17 protein-coding genes are annotated in these 15,647 nt (G+C 70.9%); 4 read left to right on the forward strand and 13 right to left on the reverse strand.

Annotation, left to right across the window (positions count from 1 at the left end):
- Positions 1–250 precede the first annotated feature (250 nt).
- On the forward strand, positions 251–511 hold the full coding sequence (locus ABD817_RS04895; RefSeq protein ID WP_344915374.1) for a hypothetical protein: 261 nt from the start codon (positions 251–253) through the stop codon (positions 509–511).
- Here the strand turns inward: ABD817_RS04895 and ABD817_RS04900 are convergent.
- The 4 genes from ABD817_RS04900 to ABD817_RS04915 form a co-directional block, all read right to left on the reverse strand.
- A complete protein-coding gene (locus ABD817_RS04900) occupies positions 508–990 on the reverse strand; it encodes a molybdopterin-binding protein (protein WP_344915376.1) in 483 nt (160 codons plus the stop codon). The two genes, ABD817_RS04895 and ABD817_RS04900, sit on opposite strands and share 4 nt — an antisense overlap.
- A 237-nt stretch (positions 991–1,227) precedes the next feature.
- A complete protein-coding gene (locus ABD817_RS04905; protein WP_344915378.1) occupies positions 1,228–1,992 on the reverse strand; it encodes a class I SAM-dependent methyltransferase in 765 nt (254 codons plus the stop codon).
- A 95-nt stretch (positions 1,993–2,087) separates the two neighbouring features.
- The gene (locus tag ABD817_RS04910) at positions 2,088–2,441 is read right to left on the reverse strand and encodes a gamma-glutamylcyclotransferase family protein (protein ID WP_344915380.1); all 354 of its coding nucleotides are present in this window, start codon (positions 2,439–2,441) and stop codon (positions 2,088–2,090) included.
- Between the two features lie 376 nt (positions 2,442–2,817).
- On the reverse strand, positions 2,818–3,525 hold the full coding sequence (locus ABD817_RS04915; protein ID WP_344915382.1) for a M24 family metallopeptidase: 708 nt from the start codon (positions 3,523–3,525) through the stop codon (positions 2,818–2,820).
- 364 nt (positions 3,526–3,889) lie between these two features.
- Here ABD817_RS04915 and ABD817_RS04920 point away from each other — a divergent pair, with 364 nt between their 5' ends.
- From ABD817_RS04920 to ABD817_RS04930, 3 genes are all read left to right on the forward strand, one after another.
- Positions 3,890–4,015, forward strand: coding sequence for a hypothetical protein (locus tag ABD817_RS04920; protein ID WP_344915384.1), 126 nt, complete (start codon positions 3,890–3,892; stop codon positions 4,013–4,015).
- 332 nt (positions 4,016–4,347) lie between these two features.
- Complete coding sequence (locus ABD817_RS04925; RefSeq protein WP_344915386.1) at positions 4,348–4,677, forward strand: putative quinol monooxygenase; 330 nt, start codon at positions 4,348–4,350, stop codon at positions 4,675–4,677.
- 311 nt (positions 4,678–4,988) lie between these two features.
- On the forward strand, positions 4,989–5,576 hold the full coding sequence (locus ABD817_RS04930) for a calcium-binding protein (protein ID WP_344915388.1): 588 nt from the start codon (positions 4,989–4,991) through the stop codon (positions 5,574–5,576).
- A gap of 132 nt (positions 5,577–5,708) precedes the next feature.
- Here ABD817_RS04930 and ABD817_RS04935 read toward each other — a convergent pair whose 3' ends face one another.
- The 9 genes from ABD817_RS04935 to ABD817_RS04975 form a co-directional block, all read right to left on the reverse strand.
- Positions 5,709–6,074, reverse strand: coding sequence for an ectoine synthase (locus ABD817_RS04935; protein WP_344915390.1), 366 nt, complete (start codon positions 6,072–6,074; stop codon positions 5,709–5,711).
- A 57-nt stretch (positions 6,075–6,131) separates the two neighbouring features.
- Positions 6,132–7,289, reverse strand: coding sequence for a saccharopine dehydrogenase C-terminal domain-containing protein (locus ABD817_RS04940; protein WP_344915391.1), 1,158 nt, complete (start codon positions 7,287–7,289; stop codon positions 6,132–6,134).
- Positions 7,282–8,346 (reverse strand): saccharopine dehydrogenase, encoded by a 1,065-nt coding sequence (locus ABD817_RS04945; RefSeq protein WP_344915392.1) that lies wholly within the window; start codon positions 8,344–8,346, stop codon positions 7,282–7,284. The genes ABD817_RS04940 and ABD817_RS04945 overlap by 8 nt, the downstream gene beginning before the upstream one ends.
- A 50-nt stretch (positions 8,347–8,396) precedes the next feature.
- On the reverse strand, positions 8,397–9,224 hold the full coding sequence (locus ABD817_RS04950) for a 2,3,4,5-tetrahydropyridine-2,6-dicarboxylate N-succinyltransferase (RefSeq protein WP_344915393.1): 828 nt from the start codon (positions 9,222–9,224) through the stop codon (positions 8,397–8,399).
- Positions 9,221–10,369 carry a pyridoxal phosphate-dependent aminotransferase gene (locus ABD817_RS04955; RefSeq protein ID WP_344915394.1) on the reverse strand — a complete coding sequence of 383 codons (1,149 nt, stop codon included), beginning with the start codon at positions 10,367–10,369 and terminating at the stop codon, positions 9,221–9,223. Before ABD817_RS04955 ends, ABD817_RS04950 begins: the two co-directional genes overlap by 4 nt.
- Positions 10,366–11,661 (reverse strand): diaminopimelate decarboxylase, encoded by a 1,296-nt coding sequence (locus tag ABD817_RS04960; RefSeq protein ID WP_344915395.1) that lies wholly within the window; start codon positions 11,659–11,661, stop codon positions 10,366–10,368. Before ABD817_RS04960 ends, ABD817_RS04955 begins: the two co-directional genes overlap by 4 nt.
- A gap of 30 nt (positions 11,662–11,691) precedes the next feature.
- The gene (locus ABD817_RS04965; protein WP_344915397.1) at positions 11,692–12,381 is read right to left on the reverse strand and encodes a class I SAM-dependent methyltransferase; all 690 of its coding nucleotides are present in this window, start codon (positions 12,379–12,381) and stop codon (positions 11,692–11,694) included.
- Positions 12,382–12,563: 182 nt separating this feature from the next.
- Positions 12,564–14,198: an amino acid adenylation domain-containing protein gene (locus ABD817_RS04970; protein WP_344915399.1), complete on the reverse strand. Its 1,635-nt coding sequence runs from the start codon at positions 14,196–14,198 to the stop codon at positions 12,564–12,566.
- 52 nt (positions 14,199–14,250) lie between these two features.
- Entirely contained in the window at positions 14,251–15,642 is a 1,392-nt protein-coding gene (locus tag ABD817_RS04975; RefSeq protein WP_344915401.1) for a class I adenylate-forming enzyme family protein, read from the reverse strand.
- Positions 15,643–15,647 lie beyond the last annotated feature (5 nt).

Below are 15,647 nucleotides of genomic sequence, written 5' to 3' on the forward strand. Positions count from 1 at the left end.
TGGCAAAACAGTAGATCAGCACCTGATTGCCAGGGAACCCAGCTGTTAGTACCGGAATTTACGAGGGTATCGTGATGGTTCGTGACGATGTTTCGGATCAGCGAGGCCGCGGCACTACTAACAAGGCCGGTTTCCAGGCCCCTTGAGATGCGATGACAGCGTCCTACACGCCGCGCCGCCCAGGCCCCCGCGCCACCCTCGTCGAGGTCTCTGCCCGCGGCTCGTCTCCCGGTGCGACGGGTGGCCGGTCATGAGCGCCGTGCCGTCGCGTAACGCCATCTGTCTGGGCGGGCCCTGCCACGGCATGCTCACCCACATCGACCAGGACATCGGCACCCTCACCGTGCCCGTCCCGCGCCGCTCACCCGAAGAACCCCAAGCCCTCGCCCGCTACCGCATCACCCGCGAACGAGTGCACCACCCCTGCCGCACCGAACCGTTCATCGCCCTGCACTGGGCCGATCCCACCGAACCGCCCGGCTCCTCCTGCCCGTGCGGGTGCGACGACTAAAGATTCCGGCCCCACAGCCGCGCGTCCGCGCAGACGCGGATCTCCACGACCTCGCTGATGTGCCGCCCCCCGCACCGGTCTCCGGGCACCACCAGGTGCGGCCCGTACGCGTCGAGGTCGGCGTCATCCATCCGGACACCCACCAGCACCGGAACATCACCGAACTCCGGATCGATCTCCCCCCACGACAACACCGCGTGATGACCATCACGCCCCAGCACCGACACCAGGAACCGCAACCGGTCCTTGCGCTCACAGGCGTCGAAGACCGGCCCGGCCGCGCGAGCCACATCCAGGAGCAGGGGTCCGGTGAAGCGGTGGTGCCGCGTGCCCGACGTACGACAGGCGAAACCGACCTCCACCGTCCACTGCGGCAAAGCCCGCAGGTCGGCCATGCTCACCAGCCCGGGAACAGACAGGTCACCCGACACGCGCAACCACCCATCGGCATGAGCGGGATCGGGGACATCGATCGACATGGGCCGCATCAGCCCTCCCTCACCCATGATCAGGTCATGGGCACGGATTTTTATCGTGATATTCCCACCTCACGTCTTGGTCACACGCATATGAGATGGCACGGGGAAACAAATACGGCATACAGGAGGGATGACCGGGTTTTCTTCTCGCATCTGCCGTTGAAGAGTGAACGCGCCGGTCTTAAGGGGGAGCCTTCGCTCCAAGCCGTATTTTCTGCCTCCCGGAAGCTGCTCCCCTCAGGGGTGGCCGACGACGAGGCGCAGCGAGCCGACGAACTCCGGCTGGTCGCGGAGTTCGCCGTACCTGGCGTCCCAGGCGCCGGAGGCGAGGTCTTCCCCGAGGCGCGCGATGCCCCGGGCTTCGGTGTCGTCGTCGACGAAGCCCCAGGCCGACTGTGAGGCGCGGACCCTCGGATCCAGGAAGCGTTCCGGGCGCGCGTAGTAAGCCTCGGTGAAACCGTCGACGCAGTCGATCGGGATCGGCACCGCGAGGACTTCGCCGCCGCGGCCGATCAGGGAGCGGATGGTCTCGATCGGCGGGTATCTGCGCCGCTCGGCGGCGATGAGCTCGGGGACGTAGTCGGCCAGCCACAGCAGGTCCAGGGCGTCGCCGTCGAAGGTCAGTACCACGACCGGGCCCCTGGCCACCCGCCGCAGCTCGCCAAGTCCCCCTACGGTGTCCGACCACTGGTGGACGGTGACGGTGGCCATCGCGGCGTCGAAGGAGTCGTCGTCGAACGGCAGGCGCTCGGCGACCGCGTCGAGGGCCGGGACCGCGGTCGCGGGGCGTTGCGCCCGCATGGCGGCCGAGGGCTCGACGGCCACCACGTAGCGGTCATCGGGTTCGTAGGAGCCCGCCCCGGCACCGACGTTGACGACGGTACGGGCCTCGCCCAGCGCGGCGTGGACGAGGGCGGCGATGCGCGGATCGGTGCGGCGCTGGACGGCGTATCCGTGGCCGTGGGTGTCGTAGTCGAAGTCTCCCGCGGGAGTGGTGGTCATCGAGGTCGTCCCTTCGGTGTTTTGTGCCGCGAACGCGCTGTCGACCGGGTGCGGCATGTTGTGCCGATCAGGTGCGCCCTTTCGGAGCCCGAAGTTTAAGAGTCGACGTAAACCCAGGCGCGCACGCCCGATGCCAGCCTCACCAGCACCCGGCGGTAGTCGGCCACCTCGTAGTCGTCGGCGGCGGCCAGTTCGGCGTCGGTGATCTCGAACACCGTCCCCTCGACGGTATGAGAAAGATCATCTGTCGCGCGCACGATCGGATGACGGTCGGCGCCGCTGACCGCGACAACGCCGGGGTCGGTGATCTCCACCGTCGCCAGCGTGTAGCCGGGCAGCAGATCCGGCCTGCCGTCCAGCTCGCGGCCGAAGGTGGACAGCTGTACCTCGCGCTGGCGCAGCGTCCCGTAGGCGAACAGGTATGTGCGCTCCTGTGCGCTCTCGGACAACGAACCTCCTCCTTTCCGTATCGGGTGGCCCCCATCGGGGTGGCCCCCTCACTCGCCGAAGTCTAGAACGCGACCGATCATCACTCCGCGGTCGGATCGGCTCTCTTTCGTCCTGGCGGACATCGCTGTCGATCCAGGTTCAGGGCTTGTTCGAAACGCGGATCTTCAGGTGGGCCGGAGGCTTCGGATCCATAGGATCACGCCGCGCGGGTGGAGCCCGGCCAGGTGGCTTTCCGGGGTTTCGCCGACACGTGAAAACAGCCCGCGCCACTCCTTGATCTGGTTGATGTAGCGCTCGGCTGTGTCGCGCTTTGCCGATAAAGCCTCGTCGTGGCGAACGGGGCGGCCTCTCAGCGCGAAGACCGCTGGGCAGTGGTCATGCCAGATCGAGCAGCTGCTCGTAGAAGCCGCCGAAACCACGGGCCCGGTCCACGAAGTGCAGCTCCAAAATCCAGTGACAGATCCTGCCTGCGCGATCGGTGCGCCGTAGCGGGGTGTCGTTGTCCGGAGTGATGTATGACTCCGCCTTCGCACCATCGTTCACCTCGTGTGGAAACTCCCCCACGAGATGACCGGTGTGCCAGATGCCGATCTCCCAGCCGGCTTCGCCCGCCAGCCGTTCCATCTCAGCGTGCAGCTGCCGGCCGGTGATGTCGGGATCGGCCGCGAACGCCGTACGTCCGGCGTCAAAGACGCGCGGCAGGTCACGCAGCAGCCGGTGCTTGGCCGGATCGTCGCCGAAGACATATGTGCGGCCGAAGTCGGCTTCGTACTCCTCGAAGATCGGACCGAAGTCAGCAAAAGCGACATCGTCCTCGCCAATGACGCGGTCGGGCGGATTGTCACGGTAGGGGAGCAAAGTGTTGGGTCCGGAGCGGATGATCCGTTTGTGCCAGTGCTTGGTCGTGCCGAACATGTCGTTGGCCAGGTCCCGGATACGATCGCTCACCTCCCGCTCCCCGACCCCGGGGGTGACCAGTCCGCGTGCCTCCACCTCAGCGAACAAGGCGAGGGCCTTCTCCTGCGCCGCTACCAGGCCTGCGGCCCGCCGGGCCTCCTCTGGTCCGGAATGACCAGACGTCATGTGGCATCCTTCCTGTTCTCCTTATGTCGTGCCGCCCTCACCGGTGCGAGCGATGCGGCCGGCACGAAGATCGAACGCGGAACCGCCGCATCAGTGATCTCGGGACGACAGTAGGGGCGGCCGTCGCCATTGGCACCATGTGAGGCCGGTATCTGACATAAAAATGTTCAGTTCATCGCCCAGGTGAGGGCGGTGATGATGTGGCCTGTCAGGCCACGAGTATCGGGCGGGTGACCCCAAAAGAGCTCTGACCGACACCGTCTCGGCCCTGTTCGCCCGTGTCACCACGCACCGCTGGTCCGGCGTCATCGCCCACGCCTGGCCGCACACGTTCGGCGTCCCGGACGGCATGCGGGTGGTGAGCATGCAACACCCCACCCGGGCACCGCGCGTCGGGCTGGTGACGGCCGACCGCACCCCCGAACCGGTGCTGACCCGCGCCCCGCGCGACACCTTCGACCGGATGCTCCACGACCACCTGGGCCGATAGACGTCCGACCTCCATCCGGCCGGTATCGGGGCCCACCCTTGCCTCACCCGCACCTGAAACCCGGGCACCATCCAAGTCTGGGGGACAGGGGGCGCGGAGGACCCAAAACGGCATGAGGCTCAACAGCTGCGGAACGGACAGGCAACGGGCCGGCGGCGAGGTCGTGATCGCCCCCGACATCTGCCCGCACCGAGGCGTCCCGCTCAGCCTGGCCGCCCGGCGGCCTAAAGTGATCGGCAGCCGGTCACTGACATCATCGCCGCGCGCAGCACAGACTTCCAACAGGACCAGACTTCCGGAAGAGTCCGGAACAGAGCTGGAGAGGCCAACTCATGATCTTCATCGCCGTCAAGTTCACCATCCGTCCCGAGCGGGCCGAGGAGTGGCTCACGCTCGTCGACGGCTTCACCCGGGCGACCCGCGACGAGCCGGGGAACGTCTTCTTCGAGTGGTCCAGGAGCGTCGACACGCCCGGCCAGTTCGTCCTGCTGGAGGCGTTCGCCTCGTCCGCCGCCGGTGAGGCGCACGTGGGCTCGGACCACTTCAAGGCCGCCATGGCCTGGATGCCCGAGGTGATCGCGACGACACCGGAGATCATCAACGTCGAGGTGCCCGGCGAGGGCTGGTCGCGGATGGCGGAGCTGACACCGGCCCAGGGTTGAGCGGTCCATCCGGCAACCGGACCACGCCGGACCACGCCGGTCGGCGCCCGTTTCACCCTCGATACCGGGTTTCTCGAATTCATCCCGGTATCGCGTCCGGCGCAGGCACCTCGACGAAGGCCGGGGCGCCCGCGTCACGGGGACCACAGGGAGACGGTCTAGCTTTCAGAAGCCTCCGTAAAACAGTTCGCTCGCCGTGCGCGCAGTGACGTGGGGTCGCGGGTGGTCACGGGATGTAATCGTCCCGGGCACAGGAGCCCGCCGACCGGTCACCGCCAGAAGTGATCGGCGGCCGGACACACGGGGGATTCATGCGTACACGGAGGAACGTCACGAAGCGCGGGCCGTCGCGGCCGGGCGTGATCCGGGGGGCCGGGCTGCGGGCGCTGGCGGTGGGGGTCCTGGTGGTCACCCCGCCGCTGGCCTTCGCCGGACCCGCGCTGGCCAGCACCAACGTGATCGTGACCGGGAGCCTGCTCTCCGTCAACGCGGGGAACCTGCCCGACGACATCAGCATCGACCTCGACGTCGACGGTTCGCTCGTCATCAGGAACTCCGGCGACACGCTCTCCACAGCGGGGGTCTGCCGGAACGTCGACGCCAACACGGTCCGCTGCCCCGCCACCGGGATCACCGGCATCCAGGCCAGCCTCCAGGGCGGCGCCGACACCCTGCGCAACAATACCGCCCTGCCCATGCGCGCCTTCCTGGGCGCCGGTAAGGACGGCTTCTCCGGGGGCTCGGCCCGCGACACCGTCTCCGGCCAGACAGGCGGCGACACCATGCACGGGAACGACGGCGACGACGTCCTCGAAGGCAACGCGGGTCCCGACTCCGTCATCGGCGGCGCCGGCCGGGACATCTGCGCCGCCGAGGTGCGGGAGTCCTGCGAAAGCTGACGTTTCGAGCATCGGGGCGTACGGACACCGCGTACGGACACCATGTCCGTACGCGGTGTCCGTACGGAGCACGGCTTGGGACACCCCGGGTCCCGACGGCAAGATCTGGTGAGACGGCGATGACCTGTCCGGTCACCGGTCGATGATGCCCGTCTCCGTCCCTTCGAGCGGCGGGTCGAACACGCAGATGAGCCGGAGGGGCTCGGTGGCGACGAGGGTGAACTTCGAGCCGGGGGGAGCGACCCACAGCACGCCCGGCACGACGGCGTGCTCCTCACCGGTCCCGAGGTCGACGACCGTGGCGGCACCGCTGACGCAGTAGGCGATCTCGGTGCGGTCGGGATAGCCGTAGGCGCCTTCGACACCCGGGTTGAGGACGACGTCGTTGAGGCCGACGCCGGCCCCGTCCTCGGCGAGGAGCAGCCGCGTGCTGTGGTAGTTCTCGTTGCGAACGTCCCTCTTGGTGCCGAAGGCGTCGGCGATGTCGCGGAATATCATCGGTGAAACTCCCATGTTCGGTGGTGTTCCGCTCTCGTGAGGCGGCTGTGCCGGTGGTCAGCCGTGGCGGGGGTCCCGGAATTCGCAGACGACGCCGTGGCTCTCCAGGAAGCTCAGCCATCGCCGCACCGCCTCCGGTTCCTCGGCGGCCCTGTGCAGGCCCGAGGGGGTGAGGCCGTCGAGGATGTCCCCGATCCCGCAGGCCAGCGCCACGGACACCAGACGCGGCGTCGCCCTCTCCTTCTCGTCGCCCTCGACGTCGAGCACGTACTCACCCGACCAGGCGGACCCGTCGTCCGCTCGTACGTCGAGGGCGACGGAGAGCAGGACGCGGTCGTGGTCCGTCTCCGTGGTCGGGTAGCGGAGGGCGAGTCTCCGCGCCAGGGCGCCGATGCGTTCGTCGTCCCCCTCGCGCAGTTCCGTGAAGACGGGCGCCCACGCGTCGCTCCAGCCGTCCAGGCGGATGGTGCCTCGGACGAAGGTGTCCAGTCGCCAGGAGGCGGGCAGGCCGTACTGCTCGACGAAGGGAACGCTGTCGCGGTTGGGGTACACCTCGAACCTCTCGCCGCCGAGCGTGTGCTCGCGGACGGCCTCCCAGGGGCGGTCCACGACCCGTTCGGCCCCCCGGTCGACGTAGCGGGCCGGTGTCAGCAGCGCGGTCAGCACGCCTCTCGGCGCCCAGCTGAAACGGTAACGGAACTCGTTCGGCTCGGCGGGGTTGCTGCCGCAGTACGAGGTGAACGTGGCCGACGCCCCGCCGTCGCCCGTCGCGGCCCTGGCCTGGGCGATCAGCCGGTGGGCGAGCAGGTGGTCGATGCCGGGGTCGAGGCCCGCCTCGGTCAGCACCACGATGCCCGCCTGGGCCGCCTCGGCCGCCAGTGCGGAGATCTCGGCGGACACGTAGCTCGACGCGGCGAAGTGCGCGCCGCGCTCCAGGCAGAGCCGCAGCAGGGCGGCGTGGTGCGCGGCCGGGAGCATCGAGACGACGATGTCACCGGCGACGAGCTCGGCGGCCAGCGCGTCCGGGTCGAACGCCCGGGTCTCCGCGCGGCCGCTGTGCCCGAGACGCGCCAGGCAGTCCTCGGCCTTCTGCCGGGTCCTGCCCCAGAGCACGGTGCGGGAGGCGAGGTCGCAGACGATTCCGAGGCCGCTGCCGGTCGACAGGCCGGTTCCTGCCCAGTGGACGCGCCCGGTGGGGGTGATCTGCTCAGACATCGGTTTCCTTCGTGACGGCCGCGTGCGAGCGGGCAGCGGCGTGGAACGTCTCCAGACAGCGCTGCCAGGCGGGTGTCCAGCCGCCCAGCAGCCTCAGGTGGGGCAGCAGGTCCGCGGAGAAGGCGGCGCTCGCCTCCCTCGGCACCAGGGAGGGCAGGTTGTCGATCGCGATGAGGTCCACCGGCGGCGGCCCCTCGTGCAGCCGCCGTACGGGGTGGTGCCAGTCGGTGGGACGGTCGTAGATGGGCAGGAGGTTGCGGTCGGAGGTGAAGTCGCAGGTCACGTCGCTGATGACGCTCAGCCGCCGGTCGGGGTCTTCGAGGTCGGCGCGTGTCAGGAAGGGGGGCGCGGGCTCGGTCGTGGCCACCGCGTTGACCAGGATGTCGTGGGCGAGCAGGGCCTTCCGGTCCAGGTGGCGGGTTTCCTCGACGTCCCAGCAGGTCGTCTCGATACCGGCCGTGGCCAGCGCGTCACGTGCCCCGCGCCCACTCCGGCCGAGCGCGCCGATGACCAGGGCCGTCGGTGTTCCCTCCCGTGGGTGTCTCAGCGCCGCGTCCAGCGCGTGCCGGGAGCGGGGCCGCAGCGGCGGGTCCAGGCGCTTCGCGCTGTGCAGGACGGCGAGCGCGGCGGCCATGTATCCGGCCCAGTAACCGAACGCCGCCACGCGGACTCCGCGGGCGTCCGTCACGTGTTCGAGGTCGAGCAGGCTGCCGCCGCCCTCGGCGAACCGGCGCAGCAACCTCTCCCCGTCCCGCTGCCCGCCGTAGGCGTGGCCGAAGAACAGGTGCCGGTGTCTCAGCGGGACCGGCCGCTCCGCCGGTTCCTTCACCCCGATGATGTAGTGGTCGTCCGGCGCGTCCGGCCAGGTGCCCGGCTCGACGATGTGGCAGCCGGCCGCCTCGTAGTCCGATGTCGGGAAGATCCGGCGCTGGGAGTCCTCCACCGTCACCGCGATCCCGTCCGCCGTCAGGATCCGGGCGTCGGCGGGCGCGATCGGCGCCCGCGCCTCGGTGGGATGCTCCTCGTGGCGCATCCACAGGTGGTTGGTGCCCGTCATGACTTCTCCGCCTTCTCGCTCGCCACCGGATGGGACACGCGCACCGGACCTCACCCTCCGAGCCCGTGCTCGCGGAACAGCGTGTCCAGGGCCAACTTGTCGTGGACCTCGCCCTCTTCGAGCCGTTTGATCACCAGCAGGCAGGACAGGCCGAAGGTGCCGCCCCCGAACGTCCTGGGCCGGGTCGCGTTGACGCAGACGGACCAGGGCGGCGCCTCCCCGTTCGGCAGTCGCGCCCCGGTCTCCGCGTCGTAGACGTGGGTGCTCCCGGTCAGCACCACACCGGCGCCCAGCTTCGCCCCGGTGCGCACCCTGGCTCCCTCGACGACGAGCGACCGCGAGCCGACGAAGCTCTCGTCCTCCACGACGACCGGTACCGCCGTGGGCGGTTCGAGCACCCCGCCGATGCCGACCCCGCCGGACAGGTGCACGTTCCGTCCGATCTGGGCGCACGATCCGACGGTGGCCCAGGTGTCGACCATCGTCCCGGCGTCCACGAAACCGCCGATGTTGGTGAACGACGGCATGAGGGTCACCCCCGGCGCGTGGTGGCTGCCCCAGCGCGCGACGGCCCCGGGGACGACCCGCACCCCCGGGCCGAAGCGTTTGAGGGGAATCCGGTCGTGGTGCCGGAACGGGCCGACCGTCGCCTCCGCCATGCCGAGGAGGCGGAACGACAACAGGATCGCCCGCTTCGCCCGCTCGTCCACCAGGACCCGGTCCGTCTCCGGATCGACCCGTGCCACCCTCGCCTCGCCGCGGTCGAGCATGTCGACCGCGGCCACGACCGTGTCGCGCGCGGCGGCGTCGGCCGGGGTGAGGCCGGTCCGCCTGGCCCACAGGTCGTCGACCTCGGCCGGCAACGTACTCGGCGTCATGGGACTCGCTCCTTTCTGTCTCCGGACCGCTCGCGCGTCCACGGGCCGAGCGCGGCGAGCCGGGGCTCGACGAGGTCCGGGTCGTGGACGGCGGCGACGCGGACGTGACCGCCTCCCGAGGGGCCGTACGCGATCCCGGGCGCGACCACGAGCCCGGCGCGCGCCGCGACCTCGTAGGCGAACGCCACACCGTCGCCCCCCGGGGCGGCGAGCCACACGAATGGGCCGCCCTCGGGGTGATCGCAGCGCAGGCCGTGGGCGTTCAGCGACTCGACCAGCCCGAGGAGCCGCCGAGCGGTACGGGCCCGCAGGCCCGCCGCGTGGGCGTCGTCGTCGAGCAGGCCCGCCGCCGCCCGCTGGGAGTCCCCGGCGGCGATGAGCCCGGCGTCCCGCCGCAACGGCAGCAGCTCGGACACCAGCGCCGGGTCCCCGGCGTAGAAGCCGACCCGCAGCTCGGGCGCGTTCGACCGCTTGGCCACGCCGTGCACGGCCAGCACGCCGTCGAGCCCGGCGCTCAGCGCGGTCCGGGGGGCGCCGTCCCAGGTCGTCTCGGCGTACACCTCGTCGGAGAGGATCACGACGTCGTGCTCGCGTCCCCATTCGACGACCTCGGCAGGGCGGGGCTCGACGGCGCCGGTCGGGTTGGCGGGGTTGTTCACCCAGAGGTACAGCGCGCGGGCGGCCACGTGGTCCGGGACGCGGCCGAGGTCCATCCGGTGGGCCGCGTCGACGGGGACGCGGTGGACGGTCAGTCCCGCCAGCCGCGCGCCGAACTCGTACGGCGGGTACCCCAGCGCCGGGATCAGGGCGACGTCGCGGTCCGGTGACCGGTCACGCCGGGCGGAACGCAGCAGCGACGGCACCGTGGAGACGAACTCCTTCGCCCCGGCGCAGGCCGCCACCGCCGACACGGGCACCGTGACGTCGAAGCGGCGGGCGAGGTAGCCGGCGGCGGCCACGCGCAGCGACTCGGTGCCCGCGCTCGGCGGGTAGGCCGCCGGTGCCCGGTTCTCGTGGGGGCCCGCGTGGGAGATCGCGGGCGCGGGTTCGGCGGGAACGCCCAGGGAGAGGTCGAGCGGCCGCCATCCCGACGACGCCGCCAGCTCCCACGCCCGTTCCCTGGCCCAGACGCCGGTTCCGCTCACCCCGGATCCCCCTGACCGGCGGGGGACTCCAGCAGGCGCGGCGGGAAGTCGAGGGTGGCGAACAGGTCCCGCTCGGTCTCGGCGCGCCGGATCAGCTCGACGGAGCCGTCCGGGTGGAGGAGCAGTTCCTGCGGGCGGGGCCGTCCGGTGTAGTTGAAGCCCATGGCGTGCCCGTGCGCACCCGTGTCGTGGACGACGAGGACGTCCCCCTCCGCGAGGACGGGCAGATCCCTCTCCCTGCCGAGCCGGTCGTTGTTCTCGGGCAGCGAGCCGACGACGTCGACCACCTCGCGCGCGCGGCCCTCGGCGAACGGCGCCGTGATGTGGTGATAGGCCCACGAGTACAGCGCGGGTCTCATCAGGGAGACCATGCTCGCGTCCACCCCGACGAAGGTCCGCCACTTGTCCATCCGGTTGACCACGCGCGTCACCAGCGCTCCGTGCGGCCCGGTGATGTACCGCCCGCACTCGAACCGGATCGCCGGCCGGGCGTGACCGCGCGGCGAACTCCAGCCGGTCAGGCGTTCGCGGACGGCCGCGCCGAACGCGGTCAGGTCGAAGGGCTCCTCCTCCGGACGGTAGGGAATGCCGATGCCCCCGCCGAGATTGAGCGACGTCACCGGGACGCCCACCTCGTCCTCGATCTCGCGTGCCTGTTCCAGCAGCAGGTCCAGGGTGAGCAGGAGCGGCTCCGGCCCGAGCACGTTGGAGGCCATCATCATGTGCAGGCCGATCTCGCGGACGCCCAGGTCGCGGGCCTGGGCGCACACCTTCACCAGACGGTCGACGGGCACCCCGAACTTGGTCGTCTCCGGTTCGCCGAACAGGTGGTTGGTCCCCCCCTCCAGCGACCGGCCCGGGTTCACCCGGAAGGCCAGCGACTCCGGGACCGTGAGCCGATCGGCCAGCGTGGCCAGGATCGCCTCGTCGTCCACGGTGATCATGGCACCGGCGTCCAGCGCGGCGGCCAGCTCGGCCGCGCCGGTGTTGGAGGAGGTGAAGCACATGTCGTCGCCGGTCGCCCCGGCCGTCCGCGCCAGGGTCAGTTCGGAGATCGAGCTGGTGTCGAAGCCGAAACCGTGCCCGGCCAGCAGGCGCATCACCGCGGGGTTGGGAAGTGCCTTGACCGCGAAGTACTCCCGGCAGTCGATCTCCCGGAAGGCCCGTTCGAACAGCTCACAGGTCTGGTGCAGACCCTCGGCGTCGTAGATGTGGAACGGCGTGCCGAAAGTCTCGACGATTCGGGGCAGCGCGGCCTTGAGACGGTTCTCGAAGGCGGGGCTCATGGGCATGGGGACTCCCTGTTGGATCGAGTTCCGCGGTCACGGGTACACGTGCGCGACGATGATCGACCGGACGCGGTCCCCGGACCTCGGGCGCTTGTAGTGGATCTCCTCCACCGCCACGTCGTCGTAGCCGGCCGCGATCGCCTCGGCGCGCATGTACTCCGCCGACAGCCAGTGGAAACCGGCGATGCCGGGGGCCGGTTGCGCGGGCGCCCCGTTGTTCGTGGCGTCGTTGGAGGCGACGAACGTCGCGACACCCGCGTCGCCCGCGGGCGCGAGCCAGGCGCGAATCCGCTCCAGGGCCGGACGCAGTCCTTCCCCCGGCTCGTAGAGGTGGCCGAGCACGCCGTCCATGTAGATCACCGACCAGGACTCGTCGGGGGACCACTGGCCGATGTCCGCGCACACCGCGTCCACGCCCTTGGCCTTCGCGAGGACGACCGCCTCCTCCATCGCGTCGACCCCGAGCACCCGGAATCCCTTCCGTGCGATCTCGCACTCGACCGCCGCGTTGCCGCAGCCCAGGCTGAGCAGGCCGCCGCCCTCACCTCGGCCGAGTTCGGCGACCAACTTCTCTGTCATCCAGGACCGGTATTCCGTCGAATAGGTGGACGGGGTCACCGAGTCGTCGCGTGCGCCCCCCTCCTCCCAGATCTGGAAAAGGCTCGGCTGTCCTTCGGCGGGAGGGAGATACACCTTGTTGAGGTTCTCCAGCTGACGATTCATGGCACTCACTTGGGTCCCTGTTCGCTGGTGTCGTGGCACTGGTCCGTCGGCTCGGCCGGACGCGGGTCGCGCGCCGGCACGGGGCCGAGTTCGCTGTGACAGGCAGTTGTGACAGGCGCTTGTGGCAGGCGCTCGTGGCGGGCGGTTGCGACAGGCGGGTGTGGCGGGCGGTGGACCGGGTCTCACGCCGCGCCGGCGGAGGAGCCGGGCACGGGGCCGGGGCCGGATGACGGCGGGGAGCCGGGCACGGTCGCCGAGGTGGCGACGGCCAGCCGGTCCAGCTTGCCGCTCGGGGTCCTGGGGAACGAGGCGACCACCTCGACGTACGACGGCACCATGTGGGCGGGGACCTTGTCGCGGAGCACGGCCAGCGCCTCGGCACGGTCGAACGGCAGCGACGTGGTCACCACGAACGCCCGCAGGTGCCGGTCCTCCGCGTCCTCGCCCACCACCGCGACCACCGCCTCGGCGACGGAGGGCATCGAGGTGAGCAGGGTCTCGATCTCCCCCAGCTCGACCCGGAAACCGCGCAGCTTGACCTGGCCGTCCCGCCGGCCGAGGAACTCGATGTCCCCGTCCTCGCCCACCCGCCCGAGATCTCCGGTGCGGTAGGCGCGGACGGCCGGGTCGAGCGGATCGGGCACGTAGCTCCGCGCGGTGCGGTCCGGCAGGTTCACGAAACCCGGTCCGACGCACTCTCCGGCGATCCACAGCTCCCCGGTCTCTCCCGGGGGCAGCGGCCTGCCGTCCTCGTCGCACACGTGGATTCGCGTGCCGCGGATCGGCCGCCCGATCGACGGGAGCGGCGGCCACTCCGCCACGTCCTCGGGCAACCATTGGCAGGTCGCGACGTGTGTCTCCGTCGTTCCCCACTGGTTGGCCAGGCGGCAGCCGGGCAGCCTGGCGAACATGGCGCGGAGCCTGCCGCCGCACTGCATCTGCTCGCCCGTCGAGTAGATCTCACGGAGCGGGTGGACGTCGGGGGTGACGTCGTCCGCGAAGAGCGCGAGCGACCGGAGCATGGCGAACGGCACGAACAGCCGGTTGACCCGCTCGCGGGCGATCAGCTCCCACAGGAACTGCGGATCGAGCCGCTCGTCCTCGGTGCAGCACACGACGGTGCCACCCTCCCCGAGTGTGGTGAGAACCTCCTGGTAGATGACGTCGAAGGCCGCCGGGGAGAACTGCAGCGTCCGGTCTCCCTCGGCGCAGCCGCTCGCGGCCGTCTGCCAGGCGATGAGGTTGGCCAGGTTCCGGTGCTCGAACAGGACGCCCTTGGGCCGTCCGGTGGAGCCGGAGGTGTACATGACGTAGGCGAGGTCCTCACCGGAGACGGACGGGAGCGGAGCGTCCGGCTCGGCGGCCCGGGACGCGCGCTCGTCCTCCGCCAGCCGGGTGGCGTAGACCAGCGGGCCGTCCGCGACGAGCGGCCGGAGGCCGCCCAGCCGTTCGAGATGACCCGCGTGCCCGACCACCAGGTCGGCGCCCGCGTCCGCGCACATGTACCGCAGCCGGTCCACGGGGTAGGCCGGGTCGAGGGGGACGGCGACGCAACCGGCCCGCATGACGCCGACGAGGGCCGTCACGAGTTCGATGGACCGGTCGAGGTGGAGTCCGACCCTGGTGCCGACACCCGCGCCGAAGCCCGCGAGCCGGCGGGCCACGAGCTCCGACCGGGTCCAGAGTTCGCGGTATGTCACGGAGCTTCCGTGGAACGTGACCGCCTCGGCGTCCGGAGTGCGGCGGATCCGGTCCGCGACGGCCCGCAGCACGGGTGGCTGCCGGTCCGTCCCGGCCTCCCGCTCAAGGTCGTTCATCGTCTCTCCCTCCTCGCCGCGAGGGTCGCGGCCGGGCCGGTCGGTGCGGTGCTCACTTGTGCCAGCCCGCGTCCGAGATCGGGCGGAGCGTGATCCGGGCGGGTCTCTCCGCCCGCAGCAGCAGGCGCCCGAGAGTCCGTTCGATCTCGGTGGCCTGCGCCTGGTCCGGGTGGTCCACGTAGACGTCGAGGTCGTACCGGCGCTCGTCGTCGCTCTGGTACACCCGGGTGGTCGCCCGCAGCACGCCGGGGATCGACGCCGCGATCTCCCGGACCGAGGGCAGCCACACCTTCTCGTCGTTGACGACCACCGAGTCGGACAGCCGTCCCCTGTAGTAGTGGTAGCCGTCGTCGTCGATCTCGAAGAGGTCGCCGGTGGCGATCGTCCGGGGGGCCACCAGCGGGTCGGCGCTGCCGTCCGGCACCCGGCGGCGCAGCACCGTGCCGGACTCCACCAGCAGTTCCCGGGAACCGTCGCCGAGGGCGGACGGGCGCAGGCCGGTGCGGACACCGGGCAGCGGCAGCCCCACCGAGCCGTACCGGCGGGGCGGTTCCAGGTGGGCCGCCAGGGTGGAGACCCGGGGACCCGCCTCGGTGAGGCCGTACGTCAGGTACAGCTCCAGCCCCGGATGCCCGGCGAGCAACCGCTCGACGTACCGGGGGTGGAGGTGGTCGCCGCCGACGGTGAGGACCCGCAGGGTCCGCGACCAGGCGGTGCCGCCCGCCGCCAGCCGGGCGACCAGCGCCGGTGTCAGCGACGAGAACGTGACGCGCTGTTCGCGCAGCGTCCCCGCGTACGCGGAAGGCGTGAACGGCGGTCCGCAGACGACCAGGCGCGAGCCCGTGACCAGCGACGCGAGCGCCTGGGCGACAAGACCGTAGGAGTAGTGGAGCGGGAGGTTGAGCAGCACGGTGTCGGTGTCCCGCTGGCCGACCGCGTGCGCGTGCATGCGTGCGTTGCGCAGCAGGGAGTCGATGCCGTGCAGGCAACCGCTGAAGATGCCCGACGTGCCGGACGTCATCAGGATCACCTCACCGGCGGCGTAGTGCCGCCGCTCCGGCCAGGGGAAGAACACGATCTCGGCGTCCCCGAGGCCGTGCTTGGCCGGGGCGCCGTACCGTTCGGCGTTCACCGTGGGCGCGACGAGGGCGTCGGCGCCGAACCGGCGTCCGATCGCCTCGACCCGCGCCGCGCTCGACGACGGGGGCACGAGGACCGGCACCCCGCCGGCGAGCAGCACCGCGAAGAAGAGGGTGAGCAGCGGCCTTCCGTTGGGCATCGCGATCACGACCGCCGCGCCGGGCTTCACCCCGAGGTCCGCCAGCTCGTCGGCGACGGCGGCCGGTGACACGCCGGAGCCGGGCCGGTCGGCGTCGGTCACGTTCGCCAGGAAGGCGTCGATCACGTCCTGGCCGGGGACGCCGTCCGTGCTCGTCGTGCTCATCGCGC

Origin of the sequence: Streptosporangium oxazolinicum, assembly GCF_039537505.1 — a bacterium.
Lineage (GTDB): Bacteria > Actinomycetota > Actinomycetes > Streptosporangiales > Streptosporangiaceae > Streptosporangium > Streptosporangium oxazolinicum.